The organism is Bacillus sp. USDA818B3_A (genome assembly GCF_009928415.1).
GTDB lineage: Bacteria > Bacillota > Bacilli > Bacillales > Cytobacillaceae > Neobacillus.
Genome location: NZ_JAABNN010000087.1, coordinates 1 through 211, shown reverse-complemented (window position 1 = coordinate 211; position 211 = coordinate 1). Strand labels below are relative to the sequence as shown.

Annotated in this window: 1 pseudogene; it reads right to left on the bottom strand. The window is 37.9% G+C overall.

Annotated features, from left to right (window positions below):
• Window positions 1–187, bottom strand: a pseudogene (locus tag GXK58_RS27450) (RNA-guided endonuclease TnpB family protein); the annotation flags it as partial.
• Between the last annotated feature and the right edge of the window lie 24 nt (window positions 188–211).

Here is a 211-nt window from a genome sequence, read left to right as displayed (position 1 = left end):
AGGCTGAATAACAATCTCTCTGTATTTTTGTCCCGTCGGGGAGGACATGAAACCGCTCGGATAATTTCTTCTTTTGATAATCATCTAAGACATGACAATACTGACTGGCTTTTACCGTCCAGGTATTGACATATTCAACTTCCTTCCCTTGATAAAATAGCTTTGTATTTACGATTCTTAAAAACATACTCGGAGCCTTATATCCAATCCT